The organism is Citrobacter sp. LUTT5 (genome assembly GCF_009905315.1).
Taxonomy (GTDB): domain Bacteria; phylum Pseudomonadota; class Gammaproteobacteria; order Enterobacterales; family Enterobacteriaceae; genus Citrobacter; species Citrobacter freundii.
On the sequence record NZ_CP047606.1, the window covers coordinates 779,429 to 801,914 of the forward strand.

General features: G+C 50.7%; 12 protein-coding genes and 3 pseudogenes. 9 read left to right on the plus strand and 6 right to left on the minus strand.

The features are described 5' to 3' along the window. Positions 1–96: 96 nt before the first annotated feature. Positions 97–954, minus strand: a complete 858-nt coding sequence (locus GUC46_RS03740; RefSeq protein ID WP_044713779.1) for a hypothetical protein — start codon at positions 952–954, stop codon at positions 97–99. 370 nt (positions 955–1,324) lie between these two features. Between GUC46_RS03740 and GUC46_RS03745 the strand changes: the two are divergent. From GUC46_RS03745 to GUC46_RS23990, 3 genes and pseudogenes are all read left to right on the plus strand, one after another. After that, a pseudogene (locus tag GUC46_RS03745) lies at positions 1,325–2,146 on the plus strand (IS5 family transposase). A 385-nt stretch (positions 2,147–2,531) separates the two neighbouring features. Beyond that, positions 2,532–2,915, plus strand: a pseudogene (locus GUC46_RS03750) (GNAT family N-acetyltransferase); the annotation flags it as partial. A 164-nt stretch (positions 2,916–3,079) separates the two neighbouring features. Further along, positions 3,080–3,721, plus strand: a complete 642-nt coding sequence (locus GUC46_RS23990) for a hypothetical protein (protein ID WP_225990929.1) — start codon at positions 3,080–3,082, stop codon at positions 3,719–3,721. Between the two features lie 460 nt (positions 3,722–4,181). Here GUC46_RS23990 and GUC46_RS03760 read toward each other — a convergent pair whose 3' ends face one another. From GUC46_RS03760 to GUC46_RS03780, 5 genes are all read right to left on the minus strand, one after another. After that, entirely contained in the window at positions 4,182–4,355 is a 174-nt protein-coding gene (locus tag GUC46_RS03760) for a hypothetical protein (RefSeq protein WP_160179777.1), read from the minus strand. Between the two features lie 203 nt (positions 4,356–4,558). Beyond that, positions 4,559–5,107: a hypothetical protein gene (locus GUC46_RS03765; protein ID WP_130715121.1), complete on the minus strand. Its 549-nt coding sequence runs from the start codon at positions 5,105–5,107 to the stop codon at positions 4,559–4,561. After that, on the minus strand, positions 5,108–9,214 hold the full coding sequence (locus tag GUC46_RS03770) for an RHS element core protein (protein ID WP_130715122.1): 4,107 nt from the start codon (positions 9,212–9,214) through the stop codon (positions 5,108–5,110). A 67-nt stretch (positions 9,215–9,281) separates the two neighbouring features. Further along, complete coding sequence (locus GUC46_RS03775) at positions 9,282–11,393, minus strand: type VI secretion system Vgr family protein (RefSeq protein WP_160179779.1); 2,112 nt, start codon at positions 11,391–11,393, stop codon at positions 9,282–9,284. A gap of 335 nt (positions 11,394–11,728) precedes the next feature. Then, a complete protein-coding gene (locus GUC46_RS03780) occupies positions 11,729–12,913 on the minus strand; it encodes an integrase arm-type DNA-binding domain-containing protein (RefSeq protein WP_236654161.1) in 1,185 nt (394 codons plus the stop codon). Positions 12,914–13,577: 664 nt separating this feature from the next. Between GUC46_RS03780 and GUC46_RS03785 the strand changes: the two genes are divergently transcribed. The 6 genes and pseudogenes from GUC46_RS03785 to GUC46_RS03805 all read left to right on the plus strand — a co-directional run bounded on the left by GUC46_RS03785 (position 13,578) and on the right by GUC46_RS03805 (position 22,434). Further along, complete coding sequence (locus tag GUC46_RS03785; RefSeq protein ID WP_130715124.1) at positions 13,578–15,074, plus strand: DUF3375 domain-containing protein; 1,497 nt, start codon at positions 13,578–13,580, stop codon at positions 15,072–15,074. Between the two features lie 5 nt (positions 15,075–15,079). Further along, complete coding sequence (locus tag GUC46_RS03790) at positions 15,080–15,829, plus strand: DUF4194 domain-containing protein (protein ID WP_174335344.1); 750 nt, start codon at positions 15,080–15,082, stop codon at positions 15,827–15,829. Positions 15,830–15,834: 5 nt separating this feature from the next. After that, positions 15,835–15,981, plus strand: a pseudogene (locus tag GUC46_RS24210) (ATP-binding protein); the annotation flags it as partial. A 1,785-nt stretch (positions 15,982–17,766) separates the two neighbouring features. Continuing rightward, positions 17,767–19,113, plus strand: coding sequence for an SbcC/MukB-like Walker B domain-containing protein (locus GUC46_RS24215; protein WP_306308024.1), 1,347 nt, complete (start codon positions 17,767–17,769; stop codon positions 19,111–19,113). Between the two features lies 1 nt (position 19,114). Continuing rightward, positions 19,115–20,263, plus strand: coding sequence for a DUF3322 domain-containing protein (locus GUC46_RS03800; RefSeq protein WP_136345910.1), 1,149 nt, complete (start codon positions 19,115–19,117; stop codon positions 20,261–20,263). Between the two features lie 98 nt (positions 20,264–20,361). Further along, positions 20,362–22,434: an RNA-binding domain-containing protein gene (locus tag GUC46_RS03805; protein ID WP_130715127.1), complete on the plus strand. Its 2,073-nt coding sequence runs from the start codon at positions 20,362–20,364 to the stop codon at positions 22,432–22,434. Positions 22,435–22,486: the final 52 nt, after the last annotated feature.

Here is a 22,486-nt window from a genome sequence, read left to right on the forward strand (position 1 = left end):
TTGAGCAAATAAGAATGCTGAAAGGCGGGACATTCTCGTACCGTTGGCTGCCGCCGTAGATCATCGGCGGCAGATATTCCTGAATATGGGTGTTGATCAGATTTTATTGCTGTACCGGTTTACCAGGTCCCGGACCACCATCTGGCAGGTTTTTTGTTCCAGGCTGACAATCTGTTGCTCTGTAATATCCGTTTTCTCACTGGTCATTGCATCAGCTTTCGCTTTTACATCCGTTTGTACGATCAACGGAGCAGTCACCGATTCAAAATTGGCAGGGGAATATGTGGCCCATTCCCCGGTGGCGACATCCACCAGCGCAAACCGGATCAAATAGCGTAGTGATGATCCTGACAGTTTTTCACCTGCGTATTTTTTCCAGACCACCTCTTTTGTCGCTGAATTATATTTTCCCGCTTCCAGTTCATCCCAGTAAACCACGATGGCTTTCTGTCTGCCCTTTGCCGCAATATATCTCATCGCCTGCATATAGTTGGCATTGACAACACTGTTCCGGTCCACTGAAAAATCACCATCCGTGGTTGTATCAGCCTGTGTTTCCTTTACTGGTATAACTGGCTGAACAGGGCGTTTTTTCTTTACAACCGGAATACCGGAGAAGGTGGATACTCGATAGTAGCGCTGCATTTCCTGTTGCATCCTGGCATCAGGTGCGCGCGAACCCGATTTTATCAGCACAACGGCAGAGTTCAGGGGGATAGTAAATTGCTCCTGAGCCTCCTCCACTGCATTCTGAATATCTTCCTCGGTGATCTCTAGCGTTAGTTCATTACCAAAAACATCCTGATCGGTGAGTTGTGATGTGGGAGCAATTTGCTCCTGGTGAGGTACACCTGATTTTGTTTTCCTGGCATCAATGGAGGATGTCCTGGCACACCCGGTTAACAGAAAGGAGCCTGAAACAAGAAGCAGTAATAACCCTGACCTGGTATTCATACATAACATCCTTATTGATGTATCAGTTTTATTTAATCCGGAAAAATAAGTGCCTATTATACCGTTATTTACGGACAGTATGACAAAAATAAATCATAAACAACGGGAATATACAATCGCAAATATTATTCGCCAGATGAATGTAACGTAATATTCTGCGTGGCGTAAAACAATGATCAACGACCATAAATATATCACGCAGTAAACTTTACGATGTGTGCAAATAAATGCATCAGTTTTTACCATAACTACTAATATAATTAACGAATCCGGTTGCGTATTTTTCTAATAAAGATAATGGAAGTTAACTAATATCGAAAAGTTTTCCACATATAATTGGCTTTGTTGAATAAATCGAACTTTTGCTAAGTTGAAGGATCAGATCACATATTCCCTGACAATGCAGGCAGTCCCGTGGCAAAGCAGAAGTTCAGAATCACCAACTGGCACACCTATAACAAAGCGCTTATCAACCGTGGCCCCATGACTTTCTGGCTGGACGATGAAACAATTAAGGCGTGGTATGACACCGCCCCGCCTTCAGCACGCGGAAGACCTCAGCGCTATTCTGACCTTGCCATCACTACCGTTCTGGTTTTTAAACGCGTATTCCGGCTGACCCTGCGGGCTGCACAGGGCTTTATTGATACCATTTTTACCCTGATGGGCGTTCCGCTACGCTGTCCGGATTACACTTGTATCAGCAAGCGTGCAAAGTCGGTCAATGTCAGTTTTAAAACACCCTCCCGGGGTGAAATCGCACACCTGGTGATTGATTCCACCAGGCTGAAGGTCTTCGGTGAAGGCGAATGGAAAGTCAAAAAACACGGCAAAGAACACCGCCGATGGCGCTTACGACACCCTGTTATGCCACGATGAACTGCGCCGTAAGAAAATCAGCGCCCTCATTCCCCCCCTAAAGGGAGCGGGTTACTGGCCAGATGAGTATGCGGATCGCAACCGTGCTGTTGCTAATCAGCGGCTGAGCGGAAGCAATGCTCGGTGGAAATGGACAACGGAATATTACCGTCGCGCTATAGCGGAAACGGCCATGTATAGGGTAAAACAGTTGTTCGGAGGTGCACTGACACTACGTGACTACGATGGTCAGGTTGCATACGCTCTGGCCATGATACGTGCACTGAACAAAATGACGAAGGCAGGTATGCCAGAAAGCGTGCGTGTTGAATGATAATCCGACCCGCTACAGGAACGTTCGCACGGAATCTTATTTATTCAACAAAGCCGGTGGTGGTAACTGTGGCCAGGACGACTAGATATCTACCGGAACCCCAGAAAGCAAAAAACCCGCCATAGGCGGGTTCTTCTAAATAGTGGTGCCCGGACTCGGGAACATTCAGCAACCTATTTAACTGTATTTCATCATAAATCTGTTTTCGATAAGTTGTCAAGACACTGAGCAAGACCCGTATTTTTGCTTTTAAATCAAAATAGTGGGTTTAAATGTTCAAAATATTCTCGGTTCGATGCACTGGTTCGATTCCCTTAATATCTATCGTAATGACATCTGCGTTACGCATGTTGTATGTTTAATGTCTACATTACGCGGGTAAGATCAAAATCAGGTCACTGGCGCATCCCGTACTTTTGTTTGCTGCGACAGCGATTCTAAGGTACTGGTGTATTACTCGCTGGCTCCCAGCGCAGTGACGACAAACATTGCTCCCGATCGCTTTCGCCGCAATATGCCCGATCCAATTCCGGTTGTGATGCTTGGGTGTCTGGCGGTGGATCAATCTCTGCGCGGTCGGGGCATCGGGCGGGCACTGGTGTGTGACGCCGGGCTGCGGGTGATTCAGGTGGCTGATACTATCGGCATTCGCGGGATGCTGGTTCATGCGCTATCTGATGAGGCGCGAGAGTTCTACCTGCGGCTGGGGTTTGAGCCGTCGCCAATGGATCCGATGATGCTGCTGGTGACGCTGGGGGGATCTGAGTAAGTGTGGCTCAATTTCCGTTTAACAGTTTTCTGAATGATTATTCATAAGGAAGATGCCATAAGATAGATGTCACAGATAAAAATAAACAGCGAAGCAAGTATCATGTTTTTTATTGAGTTTTTTATTCCTGGGAGTATGATGAAGTAAAGTAAATGGAGGTTGTTATGTGCGAGAGTATATTAAGAAACTCCTCTCTTGATAATAATGAAACTATCCTGAGGAATAACCATCATCTGTCTGTAGAACTACCGTTACACCCCCAATCCGACACCGAGTTATTCAGGTCGCTAACTCCCGGAGAGATAAAACTGGCGCAGACTGTCTTTCAGAATATTATCGACTATGACAGGGTAAAGATATATTGTCATAGCAGTCAATCCCGAATGCAACCCAGAGTTATCACTACCACTAAAAATGGGAAAGTGCTTTTAAGCGTGAATGAATACCGACCTGATTTTTCTGGTGATTATACAAGTCATCATGATTCGGTAAAATATCCTCATTTATTTATTTTTGCGATGTCTTTTGTCTGGCAGTATTTCAGATATGATTCTTCTTTTCGTGATCCGTATACATCATCCGTCTGGTATTCCTACAAATTAGATGAGCCTGCATTTAATTTTTATACTATGGAACAGCAGGCATCAATTATTGCTGATTACTGGTTATTAAATAAATATGATATTGTGGAGTACGAAGAACTAAGCAATTATCAAGAATATGATAAATTTGGAATAGACATCAGTAAGGATTTACTGATGAACTATGAGTCTATGCTAAGGATGCATGTTCAGTATATTAAATAGAACATTTCTGATATTTGTACATGTATTATTGTCCTGTTCAGTAAGTAGTCAGGCTGTGTAAACTGTTACCTTTTTCGGAGAATGATTCCGACTGAGGGAAGGATCCTCTATTGTACTGAAAGTGCAAGATAAGTTCGTCGGGCGTTTATACTCCACTACCAAACTCAACTACTCTATCATCACTCTATCTTTTATCTTTCACTCCGTAATAAAAATTGTCTATTAACAGTGTGTTGACTTCCAATAATTTCCAGGGAAAAAGATGATGCACCAAAACAAATGTTACTATCATGACTGTTTGTTTCTACTTCCCATAAAAAATAATTATCTGTAATTGGGGAGTGAGTTTTTTTTCGTGTGATGCGATTTATATAAATCCCGGCGGCATATCCTGAAAATAAAGTATTGTTACTCTTTCCCCAGTCAATTAATTTTTTTAAATCGGTTACATCATGGAATTTTAATAACGCTCGATAAATAACAAAAATATCTCATCCTTATCTGTTTTAATCCATTTTTCTATATAATCAATGTCAAGCGCTATATCTGAAGAAAACTCTCCAGTATCTGAATGAAAAATAATGCCATGAATTAAGTTGTCATGAAAAAAATGCTCATCAAAATCATACTCCATTTTTATCTCCCCTAAAATCTATCAAGGTAAGCCACAACCACCAAAAACATGCTATCAGAGGATAGCATTTACACGTCTTCATGTGATACTGTTCAGGGTAATCAGCGCCAGAGGCGGTCCTGCTCTGGCAGGTTGTCGAATTGTTGTCGGGTCTTTGTTTCTATGCGATTTCCCGTCGGTTTTATTTTTATATAATTATATTTTTACATTCCTGACCGTTGAGAATATTTACATTTATTTCCCTTCTTTTTAAGGGACTGTTCATTCTTAATGAGCAATGATTCATTCAGATACTGTCCCCAATATATTTTTAATGCCCTTTCAGCATTTTGATCACTATATTCATTACATAAATACTGGAATGTAAAAGCGATAATCACCTTTTTATTACAACTAAAACAATCAAGATTTTTCCCTATCCATGTAGTGCTTGGAATACCATTCCTAACAGGAGGGGTGAGCATATTTAAAACAGTATCCACTAAAGCATCAGCCTCGTAATAGCTTTCAATAAAAAGTCTTAAATAGGCGGCAATATAATATGAAAATGCCGGTTTAGTTATACACATGACAGCATCTTCCGAATGATAAAGATCACTGTCCATTAATTCAATCCAACTCTTTCCCGAAAAAAGTTTTACAGCGTCATAGCAATGTGTAATGCTATCTTCATCAACGACCCCATCTCTCAAATAGTCTGGGTATTCAGAAAACGTTTTCTGAATATAATCTATGATCTCGTCTTTTCTCATTTATAAACATCCTTTTATTACAGCCAGTGTAGTGCATGACATCATAGTTCCCCTAGCCGTTTCTCTTTCAAGCTGATGTCGTAAATCACCTCCATTAAAACATTGATTCATAATATTATTTCTTGCTGATACACAAGCAAGACCATACACACCTTTCTGTATTATGGTTTGACAACTATCGGTCGGATAACATTTTCTTTTTTGGTTGCAAATAGCTTCTTTTTGATTTTTCAGATGCTCATAATAATCATTAGAACAATTACCTGGAGGCGGTGGATTACTAATGGTATCTCCGAAGTTTTTCCACCATTTTGTCAAGGCTTTTGCTGCATTAGCTTCAGCTTCCTGTTGTGCAGGACTTTTTGGCAATGGAAGTGGGAAGGGGAACGGACCAGGAAGAACTTCTAACCCCAAAGGATCTGTATCTGTGACTGGATTAAGTGGATACGAATACAGATTCCATCCCCCCCTCAGTCCTATCGGATCCTGAGTAATATACCTTCCCTGCAACGGATCGAGATACCGGTGACGATTATAGTACAGCCCCGTCTCCTTATCCCACTGTTGCCCCGGCAGCCGGATTAGCTGTTGCAGATTATTCGGGTTATCCTCCCGCAGTATATTCCCCCATTCATCAAACTCCGCACTCCATGCAATATATCCACTGACATCAATCAGCGCCAGCGGCAGTCCCCGGTGGTCGCAGTGGTAAAGATGAATTTTCCTCACCGGCGTATACTCCGGCTCCACCTGATTTTTCATCTGCTCCACGGTCAGCCCGCACTGTGCCAGCCACTGCTGGCTTTGTTCGGTTATCTGATTCGTTTTCAGTTCCCGCTCCAGACTATCCAGCATCGCCACCAGCTCCGGCACAAACACCATCCCCGCGTCCTGCTGGAGTTTTTCCGCCAGCGTGCGACGGATAGCTTTTGTCAGTTCATCCGTAGCGGTTTCAATGCGAATGAGTGGCGTAAATGTTCCCGGCTGGTACACCGTCTGGATACGGGCGACGTCTGTCTGCGTAGTGGTCAGACGGTCTCCATTCCAGCCGTACCATACGGCTTCCTTCAGTTCCGGTTGTGCGCATGAACCATCATGGTACACCGTACATGTCCATATCCGTTTACCGGTGCGACGACCGAGCGGGTCATAAGTATAACGGCTCTCCGTCAGTGTGTTGCCGTTATGTATCTGTCGGTAGCGCGTGAGTCTGTGCTGATTATCGTAATCGTAATAATAGACGAAGCCGCCGCCATTTCGGACACGCCGCTCATCCTTTTCCGTCAGCCTGCCATGTTCGTCGTGGTGGTAGACGTAGTCTGCGTCCTGGGCGATGCGGTTGTCGTGCCAGACCTCCGGCAGCATCGGGTATTTATCCCGCTCCGCTATCCGGTTGCCTGCCGGGTCGGTGAGCGTCCACTGCGTGATGTCATGGTGCGGGGATTTGATATACGTGTTAACCAGTCGCCCGGTGTCGCTGTACTGATAATCACGCTGTTCATGCTGACCATTGATACGGACAAGTTGCCCGGCATCATTCCAGGTATAGTCACGATTAAGCTGCGGTTTGTTAAAATGGTAACTCTGTAGCTGACCCGCTGGTGTGTACGCCGTGGTTCTTTCGTACTGACCGAAGCTGAGCAGGGTCTCCCGGTGCAGGCGGTCGCGGGTGAAATCAATCAGCGGCTCGTCGCCGAGCTTCATTCCGGCAATATAGCCGGAGCCGTAAGTGAGCCATTCCACTGGCGACAGGTGGTCGGGGGTGGTGATGGTCGCCAGCCCCTTATCGCTGTAGTCCTGCTTCGTTTCATGCTGCCACAGCAGTTCACCGGTTTCCGGGTGGTGCACCGTCTGGCGCTCGCTGATAAGACGACCCCGGTTGTCATGACCGTAATGCACGGCGACGCGCTGGCCGTCGCTGAGGTGGCTGATATCTGTCAGCCAGCCGCGTTCGTTATACTGCCAGCGCTCCGCTTCTTCATCATTCACAGTTCTGTATGTCAGGCGGTCTGATTCGTCGTAATGCCACAGGGTAACGAGGTTTTCATCCTCGCTGCGCACAACCTGTCCGGTCGCGCTGTAACGGTAACGCTTCACCCTGCCGTCAAAGCCGGTTTCCTGCGTCAGCCTGCCCAGCACATCATAAGTGAATGCCGTGTGGCTGCCGTTCTCATTAGTCAGCGTGGTAACGCGGCCTGCAGCATCGTATTCCATCCGGCGCGTCAGCCCACCCTGCGTGGTGCTGATGGCGTTGCCCCGGTTATCAAAGGTGGTTTCGCTGCGGCTGCCGTCAGGAGAAATGACCGCCTTCAGGTCGCCTGCCGCGTTGTATTCATAGCGCGTCTCGCGGCTCTGTGCATCCCGCTGGCCGACCAGCCTGCCACGGTTATCATAAGCGCGGTACAGGCTGATACCTTCCTCCTGGTGTGTGGCTGTCAGTTGCCCGAAACGGTCATATTCATAGCGGGTCCGGTAGCCGGAGCAGTCGGTGTATTCCAGCAACTGCCCGTAGCGGCTCCATACCATCTGCTTTTTACTGCCGGTGGTGTCTTCGGTGGCGCAGGGATGTTCACTGCGCGGGTCATCATAAAAATAACGGGTCGTGCTGCCGTCGCGCGCGGTTTCGGCGGTGAGTCTGCCCGGGTCGTCGTACTCCTGCCGGGTTTTCAGTCCGTCCGGGTACAGCGTGCTGGTCAGCTGGCGCTGGCTGTTGTGGTAAAATTCAGTGCGCCTGCCGTCTGGTGTGATAATTTCTTTCAGCAGACCGGAGCCGGGACTCAGGCGGTATGCCGTTTTACGACCCGCCGCATCCGTCTGCGCAATCAGTCTGCCCGCCGGGTCATATTCGCTGTGCGTGGCGCTGCCGTCCGCACGCTCCTGTTTCACCACCCGCTTCAGCCCGCCGTCACCTTCGGTGTGCAGCATCTCACGGCGGTTCAGACTGTCGGTGATAGTGACGGCATTTTTTTCATAGGCATAAACGTAACTTAATCCCGCCGGGTTGTGCTGTTCCACGACGCGTCCGGTAGCATCGTAGCGATAGTGTATTTCCGGCCTGTCCGTATGGCGGTGCGCCACCATCCGTCCCGGATATTTTGCGTCATAAGTGAAGCTGCGCACGGCTGTGCCACTGCGGTCATACACTGCCACCAGTTCTCCGCGCGGTGAATAGGCATAACGCGCCAGCGGCTGCGCAGGCAGATTATCCGGGTATTCCGGGTCACGGGTCAGCCACACTTCCGCCAGGCGAACACCGTTGTCTGCGCCGTACCCCGTGGCGGGCAACACATCAGGAACCGGGGGCTGTTTTGCGGATGCAGCCTGTTTGCGGACCTGCGCTGCCCGCTGTGCCTGGGTGGTCAGCACCAGCCGGAAGCGGCGACCTGCGCCATCGGTCACCCCGTTAATATCTCCGGCAAATTCCCCGGATGCGGCGCGGTGGAAGGTTATTGTTCGCCCGAAATTGTCCACCAGTGCGGTCAGCACCCGGTACGGCGGCAGCGGGGCGGGCAGTGCTTCATCAGGTTCAGGAACGCGCTCAGGCCAGCCCAGTATCCACCACGGCCCCTGCACGCTGTTGGTTGCCAGATAAATATGCGGGCTTACACGGATATCGTCGGGCAAGGACTGCCAGAGGCGATGCAGTGGATTGCTTTCATGCAGCGCCGGAGCGCCGCCCCGCGCCAGCCAGAACGATTCGCTGCGGCTGAACGCCGTTTCACCGGGAAGCAGCGGGTCAAAGTGAATGCTGCGCCCGCCGTTGTCATTGAGTATCAGTTCATCTTCACGTATCTGTAAGCGGATATCGAAAGGCGCTTTCCAGCCGGGACCAAAGATACCCACCGGCGCAGGCGTTTTCGTCCGGTAGCTGCTGTAGCTGCGGGAAAGTACAAACGGTAGCGGGCCAGGTAGCGCGATATCGGTTTCACCGGGCAGCACCTTCGCGCCCAGCAGCGGGTTGACCGGGTTGCCGGAGGTCATGCCGCCGGGACACACCGAACAGGCCACGCCGGTGGGTGCGCCAATCATCACGCCCGCCGAGCCCTGGATTATCGGGCCACCTTTCATGGTGCCGTCGCCCTGACGTGCCGCCGGTTTTCCGCTCATATTCCCGTCCTTTTTATAACTTCTTATTTTTCTTTAACATACAGCCCTGTTGCTGCGGTGATATCACTCAGTACTGCCGCATATCCGGCGGTTTGTTGCTGTCTTCTTTCGGTGCCTCCGGCGGGTCTTCCGCCACGCCGCAGTTCCAGTTAATCATCAGCGCGTCGCCGCTGAGCGTCTGGACGCCCTGGAGATTAATGGCAGTACCGTTAAGGAAGATTTTGCCGTCCTGCGTCAGCACCAGCCGTGCCTGTCCGCAGCGAAGTTCCAGATGTTCCCCGGCGGAATAGACCGCCACCTTTCCGGTGCTCTCGGTTTTGCTTTTGCCCACCGTGAAGGTGACGTTTTCCCCCACGCTGACGTCATAGCCTTTGCCAACCAGCAGGGATTTATAAATGCCGACCTGTGAGGACTGCGTCAGCGCCACCGAGGTATTCATCACGCCGCCCACGGTGGTCTGGTATGCCACGCCGACAGTCAGCGCCCGCGCCACGCCCACCGTTTCGGCCTGATTCTGGCCGACGGTAATGCTCTGGTTCTGACCCACGGTCTCTTTCTGATTCTGTACCACCGTCTGTATCTGGTTCTGCTTCACGGTGATGAGCTGATTGCCGCCGATGGTTTCGCGGTGGTTTGCCGTCACATCGGTGGTGCGGTTATTCAGCACATCGGTATCCATGTCCTTCTGCGCATGGATATAAACCTGCTCCTGCCCCGTCGCATCCTCAAAGCGCAGCTCATTAAAACCATCGCCTTTGTAGGTTTTTGAGCGGATGGTCATCTGCGTCTTCGTTCCCGGCAGGCTGCCCGGTGAACGGTTATCTTGGTGATAGGTACGTCCCATGATTATCGGCTGGTCAGGGTCGCCATTGAGGAAGTCCACGATAACCTCCTGACCCACGCGCGGAATGGCGAGATTGCCGAATCCGGCACCTGCCCATGCCTGCGATACCCGCACCCAGCAGGAGCTGTCCTCGTTCCCCGGACAGTAACGGTCCCAGTGAAACCGCACCCGCACCCGGCCATGCTCATCGCAGAAGATTTCCTCTCCCGGCGGCCCCATCACAATCGCGCTCTGCGGACCATCCACTTTCGGCTTCAGCAGCGGCTGTGGTCGCCAGGTCCTGTTAGCGGGGATGACCCCGAACTGGTTATCCAGCGTGGTCCCCAGCCCCTGGCTGCCTTTCAGCGCCTGCGGCTGTTTACCCGTCAGAACGCTGCTGACAACCTGCCATTGTCGGTTAAGCTCCCTGACCGGATGCCCGGTAAGGGTAAAGATGACGCCCGGCCATAATGTCGGTGAATTGCTGATGCAGGCGGCGGTTTCCGCGTTATTGCGCCAGCCTTCCATCTGATAACGGGCGAAATCCTGCCCGTGCTGCTCATCCTTGAACCGTCCCGGATAATCGAAAACTTCATACTGCGTGCGCTGGCCGTTCAGGTGCCTGCCGTCGCGTCCGTAATACGCCGGCCATCCCGGCACCTTAAAGGTGTAGTCCTGGGTTTCCACCGAAGAGGAGCGTATCTGTGCCTGGTAACTGAATGTACTGACAGTCAGGGGCAGAAGGGTGGTCGTGGGATTGGGGTTAAAGGGGATTTCATCGGTGCGGGACAGCCCGGCCATGTCATCGCACAACGTCAGCGTCTGCGACGGCGTGTCGGCAACGTGCCAGTCAAAAAAGAAAATCCCTTCCTCCGACCACAGGCGGGTGAGAAACGCCAGGTCGGTCTCACCGTACTGCACGCAAAATTCCCGCGCCGGGTGGTCTTCATAAAACAGAGGTTCCCAGCCTGTGATGCCATTTTCCTCCAGCAGCGTGGCGGAAATCGTCTGAATATCCTGCTGCTGGAAGATGCGGAAATTTTGTCGCAGCCCGGCGCGCCACAGGGGAGGGTTGATGGTCAGGCTGTAGCACATCTGCCAGCCGTTGTACTCTTTCATCCCGAAGCGGGTGACAATGCCGCTGATACGGCGCTGCGGCGTATCGCCCTGCCAGACAGTCAGGGTGGCGTTCTTTTCCAGTATGTTTTCCGCTGCCTGCCGGAAAGAATCGCTGGCGACGTCCATCTCCAGCGTAAACGGGAAGGAATAACGCTGTTTCAGCAGAAAGCTCACCACGGCGAAGGTTTCTGGCTCCAGGCCATTCACTTCCAGCGTGAAATGTAATCCTGTTGACATAAGCGAAGCGCTTCCCTGAATAAACAAAACGGGGCATTTTCGCAGGCATCGCAACAGGCGTTATCTGGTCTTCTGACTCATCTGCGAATTACCGGGAAAATGATTAAAGTCACTGATAAATGATGGTCCCATTTAAAAACGACTCCCTGTCCTTTTTTATGATTTTTGTCAATAAATGGTGAATTGTGTTTTATTTATTTTAAAAATATGTTTCATTTTAATATCCGTTACGTGAATGTTTTTCCTGTGCTGTTTTACACCCGGTGAGCTGACTGAAATGCTGTCGGGCAGCGAGGAGCACCTTTCCTGCGTTTCTGCCCTCTTGTCGGCGTTCATCAATCGCGGTATCTTTTGCACGCACCTGCACAATCAGGTGTCGGGATTGGAACCCTGAATAACCTTAGTGGCGACATACGGCGCATCTGTCGCTCAATGGCGTCCTTTGACCACAGCCCGGATTCATTCAGGGCGCTACAGGCCATTGTTCTGAAACCATGCCCGCAAACCTCGGTTTTGGTGTCGTAGCCAATTACCCGTAGCGCTTTGTTGATGGTATTTTCACTCATGGGCTTGTGCATTGAATGCGCACCCGCAAAGACAAATACTGACTCTCCGGTAATTTCCTTAATCTGCTCCAGCAGGGTGACGGCCTGCGCAGATAACGGCACCAGATGCTCGTCCTTCATCTTTGCGCCACGCTCGGAAAATCGCACGTTCTTCACCGCTTCCCGTTTTGCAGGCACCGTCCAGATGTGAGCTTTCAGGTTGAACTCATCCCAGCGGGCGAGGCGCAGTTCGCTGGAGCGCAGGAAGACGTGCAGGTTCAGCTCCAGCGCCAGACGGGTCAGCTGGCGGCCTTTGTAGCCGTCCACCTTCTCCAGCAGCTCCGGCAGGCGTTTCAGGGGCAGGGCGGGGTGATGTTGGGTCACGCCTGGGGTCACGACCCCATCCAGATCGTAAGCGGGATTGTACTTAATCACGCCCTGCTGCACCGCATAGCGCATGATTTTGGTCAGATGCTGTTTTACCCGCCCGGCAACGTCGTGTACGCCTTTATCGTCAATAGCTTTAACAAGCTGCGCCAGATGACGGGTTTCGATCTTCGCGATATCCATCGCGCCAATATCGGGAAAGACATAGCGCTTCAGACAGGTGAGGATTTTGTCGGCGTGACCTTCCGACCAGAGCTTAAGGCAACTGGTGTGCCACGCGGTGGCGATAAAGGTAAACGTGCGGGATTCGTCAACGGCGGCGTTATCCGCCTTGCGGATCTGCGAAGGACAAATACCGGACGCCAGCAATTTACGCGCGGCATCGCGCTTTTCTCGGGCTTCGGCCAGCGTCACCAGTGGGTAAGCGCCAAACGCCAGACGGTTTTCTTTGCCGCCGAAGCAATAGCGAAAATACCAAAGCTTAGCGCCGCTGGTGGATACGGTCAGGTACAGACCTTGCGAGTCGGTGAGTTTGTAAGATTTGTCGAGGGGTTTAGCTGCGCGGATTTTACTGTCATTCAGGGCCATAGTACGGGTCTCTATCGTTCATCGAACTGAACGACCCGTAATCTGACCCCAAATTTTCCGGATACGTAGGGATAAATCAAAACGCATCGGGAAAGATTTTTACGCTAACCTGTTGAATTGCATACGCATAGGGATTCATAGGGAAGCATAAAAAAGAAAAGGTGGCGGACTCGGAATCATATCCACGATTAACGTGCTGTTTATTATTGGTTTTATTGATATTTCTCACAAACAGCGCCCCCACTAAAGCCCCCATAAAAAATCGCTTTGTTTTTGTGATGGTTGTCACGAAAAATTGGAGTGTAATTGACCCACCCCCCCCCACTCTTACGACACGCGATTTGTTCCATACCATAAAACTCACCATTGTTATGAAGCAGAGTTGTTGTTTTTTATCGTAGGGAGTTAACACCATTTCCGCATTTTTCCACCACGCCTTTCAGCATCCTGTCTTGTAAAGTTATTACTAGACGTTATCAGTTCATGCGTTAGCCCGAACTTATCGCATACAGATTCCGGGATTTTTTCTGATAACGGAGAAAAACCACTGGAGAAAATATTGTGATAAAAATCACAAAGTAAGGCAGGCTACTGGAGAAAAAATCTGCAACGGCGAATTATCGTAGTCTGTGTACCTCAACCAGTATTTTGAAGGCTCTGCTACATGGAAGAAAACACAAGGCAGCGTACGGAAAATTATATTTCAGCAAAAAACCAGCATCCTGCCTGGATACTTCTTGCTACCCGTCGTTCCCCGCTGATACTGAGTTGCCTGAAAACGCTGTTTGAAAAATCAAATGATGGTATCCCTCTTGAGGACGCGATTCAGTCCCTTACCGGTATTCTTGTCGAGCATGTGAGTCAGGAACAGTATGATATTAATCAGGAAAACCCGTCTCTTCAGGCCAGCCGTGAACTACGAGAATGGATAAAACGGCGTTTAATTGTCGAACGGGATGGGCGTATCTTCGCCACCGATGCGCTTGAGGTCGCGATTACGTTTGTTGAGTCGTTGGATAATCGTTTCATGACCTCTACGGCTTCCCGTCTGTCCACCGTACAGCGAGAAATTGAAAATCTGGAAACCCGGCTTAATCCTAACCCGGCAAACCGGGTTTCAACCTTACGTCGTCGTATTGCCGAGCTGGAACGTGAATTACAGGAGGCAGAAGCCGGACATATTGAGGTACTGGAAACGTATCAGGCGGTCGAACATATTCGTGAGGTCTTCAATTTAGCTTCCAGCCTGAGGGCTGACTTTCGTCGCGTTGAAGATTCCTGGCGTGAGGCAGACCGTGCGCTTCGGCAATCCATTATCGGTGAGCAATATCACCGTGGCGATATAGTAGAACGCCTGTTAAACGATCAGGACGCGCTGCTTAATACACCAGAGGGAAGAGTCTTCGACAGTTTTCAGCAACAGCTACGCCAGTCAGCTGAACTGACTGCAATGAGCGAGCGACTGCACGTAATCCTTGGCCATCCTTCTGCTTCTGATGCGCTCAACCGTCTACAGCGTCATGATTTGCGCTGGCTGGTTAAACGCCTGGTCGATGAATCGCAAACCGTACTTCAGGCTCGCGCCCGTAGCGAGCGCGATGTTCGCGGTTTTATGAAAACGGGTCTTGCGGCTGAACATCACCGTGTTGGCCATCTGCTTAACGAATTTCTGAATCTGGCATTAAAACTCGACTGGCAGCGCCAGGTTATTCGCAAACAAGAGGTTCCGCTTCCTGCCATTGGTGTGTCAGTCACGGGTGTCCCTGCTATTGAACGCTTGCGTTTTAAAGAAGTGGACGATGAAGCGGAACAGACATTGGATCTCAGTAATCATGCGGCGGATTTAACGCAGATTGGTGATGATTTCTGGGATGCTTTCAATGGTCTCGATCGTGAGGCGTTGATTCAGCAGACGTTGCAGCTTCTGGCAAAAGAAAATCGTCCCGTTGGTCTGGCTGAGTTGGCGGCGTTGTTGCCCCCGGCTCACGATCTCGAAACGTTCGCCGTCTGGATTGGCATGGCGAGAGAAGCGGGCATTGAGGTTATTGATTCACAGCGCGAATTTGCTGAACTTAGTGATGGGGAAGGTCGTCGCTGGCAATTTAATCTGCCCATTACCGGTCTGGAAAGTCAGGCATTAATGGATATTGATTGGGAGTAGTTGGCATGGCGGGCTTTTTTGACAAACTGATTAACCGGAGCGTTACTGCAAATACAGGCAGTGAATCAGAATCGTTGGATGAAGAAGTTACCGAAGCATTGGTTGAGGAAAATGCAACCAGTAGTGAAACGCGAACACTGAAAAAAATACGCGAAGCGACTCAGGAATTGCTCAAATACGGCCTGCTGGAAGAGGCCAGTAAACCCAATCTGTACCGCGTGGTACTGACTCACCCTGAAGAGGTTACTCGCATTCTGGAACCTCTCGATCTGGATATTGGCATTGATGAGATCCGCGGTCTGCTGTATGTCAAAGTCAGGCTTGACGAAACGCCAGAACAGGATGAATGGTCACACCCTCTGGTGAGACGGCAACGGCTCAATCTTGAACAATCATTATTAGTCGCCATATTGCGTCAGCATTTTGTTGCCTGGGAGCAAGAAAGTGGAACCGGCGCCAGCCAGGCGCAGATCGCTATCGACGATCTTCTCCCTCAGCTCCAGATTTACCTTGGCGATCCGGGGAGTGAATCAAAAGAACGTACCCGGTTGCTTACCCTGTTGGATCAATTAAAGGGTCATGGGCTGGTCACGTCGCCGGATGCGCATGAGCGGATCGTGATTCGTCCGATTATTGCTCATCTTGCCGATCCGATGAATCTTCAGGCATTACTGGCATGGCTGCGGGAACAGATTGCCCGGCAAACCTCCCCGGATAACGCGTCAGAAAAGGATAGCAGTGAGGAGGACGTATGAATCAGATGGTTCGTCTGACTGGGAAGGAATCTTTCATTCTTACCCACATCGAGTTGTTCAACTGGGGCGGTTTTCATGGATTGCATCAGGCCGCAATCCATCATGAAGGCACTGCCGTTATTGGCCCAACCGGGAGCGGAAAAACCACGCTGGTCGATGCCCTGATGACGCTACTCTGCGCCAATCCCCGTTACAACCTGGCCTCAACCGGCGGTCATGAAAGTGACAGGGATCTTATCTCCTACGTGCGCGGCGTATCCGGCCCCGGTGATGGAGGAGAAGGCCAATCGCATATTGCCAGACCGGGTAAAACCGTGACCGGTATTGCCGCTACGCTGGAGCGCGAAGGACAACAGGTACGTCTGGGGGCGCTGTTGTGGTTTGATTCCACCAGCTCCAGCGTGACGGATATGAAAAGGCTTTGGCTGTTCAGCGATAACCCCGGGCAGACACTGGAGCACTGGTTGAATGTTTACCATGATGGCGGCACACGTTTGCTGCGGCAAATGGAAAAGGAAGTGACCGGCATCTGGACATATCCGAATAAAAAACAGTACCTGGCTCGCCTGCGGGATTTCTTCGAAGTGGGGGAAAACGCGTTTACGTTGTTAAACCGGGCGGCAGGGTTAAAACAGCTCAACAGTATTGATGAGATTTTCCGCGAGCTGGTGCTGGACGACCATTCCGCCTTCGATCGCGCAACAGAAGTGGCCAATAGTTTTGATGGTCTGACTGAGATTCATCAGGAACTCGAAACGGCGCGTAAACAGCAGCAGTCCTTGCAACCTGTTGCCCTGAGTTGGGACAAGTACCAGAAGCAAGAGCGACAACTTGCTGACAGGAAGATGCAGGAATCGTTGTTACCTATCTGGTTTGCCCAACAGGCGAGTCAGCTCTGGCGGGAAAAGATTAGCCTCCTTAACGCTGAGCTTGGTGAGGCACAAACTCACGAAGAACAGATCCAGTCACGGCTCGAACTGCAAAAAAAGGTGGTTAGCGACTGTATGCAGCGCTATCTCCAGGTCGGCGGCGCCAATATTGATGAACTGAACGAGCGCATCAATGACTGGCAAAAAACGCTCGGTAGTCGAGAAACTCTGGCGCACCAGTATCAACAGCTGACCCGCAATCTTGGATTGCCGCCTGACCTGAGCCAGCCACAGCTGGAAGCGAATCAGCATGAAGCCGAGGCCCGACGTGAACAGCTCGCCGATGATATAAAGTTAAAACAGGAGGAGGCGTATCAAAAAGGCGCGCTCAGCCATCGCATTACCGAAGAACTGCGTGAGCGGGAAACTGAACGCGCCGAGATCGCGCGTCGTCCGGATTCTAACCTTCCCGTACATTATCAGGCGTTTCGCAGCGAGCTGGCAAAAGCGCTGAACGTTGAAGAGTCTGAACTGCCTTTTGTCGCCGAACTGATTCAGGTTAAACCGGAAGAGGCGCAATGGCGCGGTGCGATTGAACGTGCCGTTGGCAGTAACCGGCTGCGTATTCTGGTTTCACCAGAATCTGCACCGGAAGCGCTGCGCTGGGTAAATCAGCGCAACAACCGTCTGCATGTGCGGCTGCTGGAAGTCAAATTGCCGCACTCTCCCGCCCGGTTTTTCGACGATGGCTTTACCCGCAAGCTGTTGTGGAAAGAGCATCCGTGGCGGGAAGCCGTCAAAGTCTTACTGGCGGAAAGCGACAGGCATTGTGTTGACAGCCCTGAACAGTTGCGCGACATGCCTCATGCCATGACGATGCAGGGATTAATGTCCGGTAAACAGCGTTTTTATGACAAGCAGGATCAGAAACGCCTTGATGAAGACTGGCTAACGGGATTCGATAACCGCGATCGCCTGAATTTCCTTGCAAAAGAAATTGCCGCGCTTCAGGAGCAGGTTAAAGCCGCAAACAAGGCACTTGAGTTTGCGAAAGGCGAGGTGGGGCTTTTGCAAAATCAGGCCATTTCATTCCAGAAAATACAACAAATTGATTACGATAGCATCGATGTTCCCGGCGCAAAGGGCCAACTGGAAACACTCAAGGAACGGCTGGAGAATCTAATCCGCCCGGATTCTGACGCCAGCGTAGCGAAAGCAAAGCTTGATGAAGCTCAAACGGTTGAATCTGAACTTGATACGCAGCTCAGAGCCGCCAATAAAGTCACTAACGGGCTGGATACAGAACTCACCTCAGCCCGGGCCGCAGAACGTAAGGCCCAGCAAACCGCGCAACAAGCTATGCAGGATGAAGAGCGAGAGTTGTGCGCGTTACATTTTCCTGCGGTGACTCTGGAGCAGCTGCCCGACATTCGCGATCTGGAACGTCAACATGAGCGGGGAATTCAGCAAGAAATTGAGGGTGTTAAAGGTGAACTGCATCGACTGAACATTGAACTGACCAAACGTATGTCTGAAGCCAAGCGTGTGGATACCGGGGCGCTCGTTGAGGCAGGGGCTGATTTAGACGATATTCCTGTCTATTTACAGCATTTGCAGGAACTGACCGAAGAAGCCCTGCCGGAAAAGCTCAATCGCTTTCTTGACTATCTGAATCGTTCATCTGACGACGGCGTAACGCAACTGCTCAGCCATATCGATCATGAGGTGCTGGTGATTGAAGCGCGACTCAGCGAACTCAATGAAACCATGTTCAGGGTTGATTTTCAGCCGGATCGCTACCTGCGTCTGGATACCAAAAAAGTTGTTCATGAAAGCCTGCGCACGCTTGAAAAAGCGCAGCGTCAGCTAAATGCCGCCCGGTTTGTTGATGATAATGGCGAGAGCCATTATAAGGCCTTACAGGTGCTGGTGGCGCAACTGCGGGATGCCTGTGAACGAAACCGTACCCTGGGGGCGAAGGCGCTGCTGGATCCCCGTTTTCGTCTGGAGTTCGCCGTATCGGTGATGGATCGCCAGAGTGGTAATGTGATTGAGTCACGTACCGGCTCGCAGGGCGGTAGCGGCGGAGAAAAAGAGATTATCGCGTCTTACGTGCTGACCGCATCACTTAGCTACGCGCTATGCCCTGCGGGGAGTCGTTATCCGCTGTTTGGCACTATTGTCCTTGATGAAGCTTTCTCCCGTAGCTCTCATGCCGTGGCGGGCAGGATCATTGCCGCGCTTAGAGAGTTTGGTTTACATGCGGTATTTATCACCCCTAATAAAGAGATGCGCCTGTTGCGCGACCATACTCGCTCGGCGATTGTCGTCCACCGGCGCGGTCAGGATTCGAATATGGCCTCGCTGAGCTGGGAAGAACTGGAACAACACTACCAGCGGCGGGAGAACGCGTAAAATGTATTCTCCTGAGGAACTGCGTAAAAAACTAGCCCGGCAGTGGGATAATGCAAAGCTTCGGGCTGAGCGCTTACTTCCTCCAGGTAGCTGGCCGCTCTGCCTGCCCATTGGCAAACCTTCCGCCAGAATGTTCGCAGAGCAAACGCAGTACGTTTTGCAGCACGTACAGTTATGGCGGCAAGTAACGGTTGGGCGTGTGGATTGGGAAGAGGTGAGTTATCGGGCTAGCGGCACGCCAGTATTAATGCCGTTACGCTGGATACTGAATGGCCCTTCTGACTGGATCAACGCAGCGGCGGATCCTGTGGTGAGTCGGGAATTTCGCTTGCTGGAGAGAATTATTGAGCAGGTTGATGCCATTTTTCATCCGCTGTTGGTCAGCCATCGTTCTCTCTGGCGGCACAAAGACCCACAAGACATCATCAGCGCAGCCAGGCTGGCCTGCCGATTAGAGCCAGGCTGCGCAAAAGGGCTACCGTTAAGGCTGCTTTCCGGGCAAGGGGTGGATACCAAATTTATCGAGAATAATATTTCGTTATTAACCCGACTGCTGGATGTGCGTTTTTCCGGCGAAGCCAGCGAGCAGGGATTAACCACCTTTCTTGACGCTTTCGATGAGTCCAGCCACTGGGTTCTGGTTGTGCCATTATCGCCCGGATTGCTCCCTTTTAAAAAATGCCGGGTGACGACGGCGGAACTGGCGGAAACGACATTGCCCGCGTCGCGTATTCTGGTGATTGAAAATGAACAGTGTCTGCATCAACTTCCAGCGTTATCTGACACTATCGCGATTTTAGGGTGTGGCCTTGATGTGCAATGGTTATCCAGCTCTGTTCTGGATGAAAAACGCGTTGCCTATTGGGGGGACATGGATAGCTGGGGGCTACTGATGTTGGCGAGAGCCAGGCGCTGTCGCCCGACGCTTGATGTTCTGCTTATGAACCGTGAGTTGTTTGAGCAATATGCCAGCCATAGCGCCGTTTCTGAACCGGTAAAAGCGCAGCAAGCAGTACCCGATGGTTTGCTTAATGAAGAGGCCGATTTTTATCGCTACTTGATCCGCTTGCCGCGTGGTCGTCTGGAGCAGGAATTTTTGCCTGCGGGGATAGTTGAAGAGGTGCTGGTCATGTGGCGGAAAGGATTATAAATAAGGTTGAAAGATCCGTCAGTACCCTTAGCAACCTACCGGATATTCGGTAGATGCGGTATCATATAGTCGAATATTTTTCAGCCAGAGGAACCTCTATGCCTTTGCAAATAAAAGACATTATAGATCTGCAAACCCTTGTTGAATCGGAACAGGTAGAGTTCAAGCTGGCAGGGGGAAAAGACGGCAAAGGCGAGTTACCGAAAGACTTCTGGCCCACCTATTCCGCAATGGCAAATGGTCGGGGCGGTTGGGTTGTTCTCGGTGTAAAAGAACAGGCTGGAAAATTTACACCAGTTGGCATTGCTGATCCCGAAAAGATTAAGACCGATCTGTTTAATCAGTTAAACGATCGCGATCGGGTCAGTGCGAATGTGCTGAGATCAGAAAATGATGTGCAACAGGTCTCTTTGCAGGGAATGGACGTTCTGGCGATCCATATTCCACAGGCAATGCGCAAACAAAAGCCGGTGCACCTGAAAAAGTCCCCATTTGGTAACACCTATCAACGTCTGCACGAAGGCGATCGCGTTTGTGATGATATGACCGTCAAGCGGATGCTTGCAGAGCAGATCCACGACAGCCGCGATAATGAAGTGCTTTCCGAACACTATACCTTTCAGGACGATATCGATCTGGATAGTCTGAAAGTCTATCGCAATCTGCTATCGGCAAATAACCCGCAACATCCTTATCTGGCCTGTGAGCCGTTTGAACTATTTAAAATGGTTGGTGGGTGGCGTAAAGACAGGGAAACCGGAAAAGAGGGTATAACGCTGGCTGGCGTTCTCATGTTTGGTAAATGGGATGCGATTATTGCCGCAGCGCCCAACTACATGGTGGACTATCAGGAACGCCCCGAGGCTAAAACGGAGCTACGTTGGGTAGATCGGGTATGTCCGGACGGTACATGGTCAGGGAACTTGTTTGATTTTTATCGCAAGGTATACCAAAAGCTGGTCGCCGATCTGAAAGTCCCGTTTACCCTTGAAGAGGGTCAGCGCAAAACGGATACGCCAGTACATATCGCGCTGCGTGAAGCGTTGGTCAACACGCTGGTCCATGCTGATTTTACCGACCGGGTTTCTATTCTGATCGTCAAACGTCCCGATATGTTTGGCTTTCGCAATCCCGGCTTGATGCGCCTGCCGTTGGAGGATGTGATTGCAGGCGGCGTCAGTGATTGCCGCAACAGGTTGCTACACCAGATGTTTTTGCTGATTGGTCTGGGTGAACGTGCAGGTTCAGGAATGCCGAAGATTTTTAGCGGCTGGCGAACGACCAACTGGCGCATGCCGAGACTGAGAGAAAATCCCTTCCCGGCACAGACAATACTGGAGTTACCAACCGCCAGCCTGATCCCGCAGCACGTTCTGGATGATTTGCATCAACGATTTGGCGAGACTTTTGATCAGCTTGATGATTTTGAACAGGTGATTGTTGCAACCGCGGCTATTGAAGGTTGGGTCAATCATGAACGCGCCTGCCAGTTAACAACCCGTCATTCCCGCGAAGTCACGTTGACGCTTCCACGTCTGGAAAGTAAAGGTTTTCTGGTCGCTGGGGGTGAGCAGAAAAGCAAATATTACACCTTGCCCGGCGTATCGGTCATGACGCCGGATGAAGTTTTCTCGTTAGGTGCAGTTGTGAGCTCCACACATAACGAGGGGAACTCCACATATAACGAGCAGAGGTCCACACATAACGAGGGGAACTCCACATATAACGAGAAGAGGTCCACACATAACGAAGGGAACTCCACACATAACGAGCAGAGGTCCACACATAACGAGGAAAGCTCCACGTATAACGCCGGGGACGATCAGCCCGCATCCCGGGATGAGTATGGACGGTTGCTCAACCGTTTTATCGATCGACCTTATATTGATGATGTTGAAAATCTCACTGATGCTTTCCGGGATTCGTTGTTTGCTCTGGCTGCCGTTCCACGTGGAAGGTTACGTCTGGGGGATAAAGCGCTGATGAAGAGTGTGATCCTGAAAGTATGTCAGGGGCAGTATATTTCCGTTGCTGCGCTGGGACAGATCCTTAGTCGTAACCCTAACGCGCTGCGTCAGCAGTACTTAAAACCGCTGGTGGAACAAGGAGAACTGAAACTGGCTTTTCCACAGTATAAGAATGACCCGAAGCAGGGGTATAGTGCAGTTTAATGCTATATCTGGTTGCGATATTCAATAAACGTGCGCCTCGTGTCGTTTGATT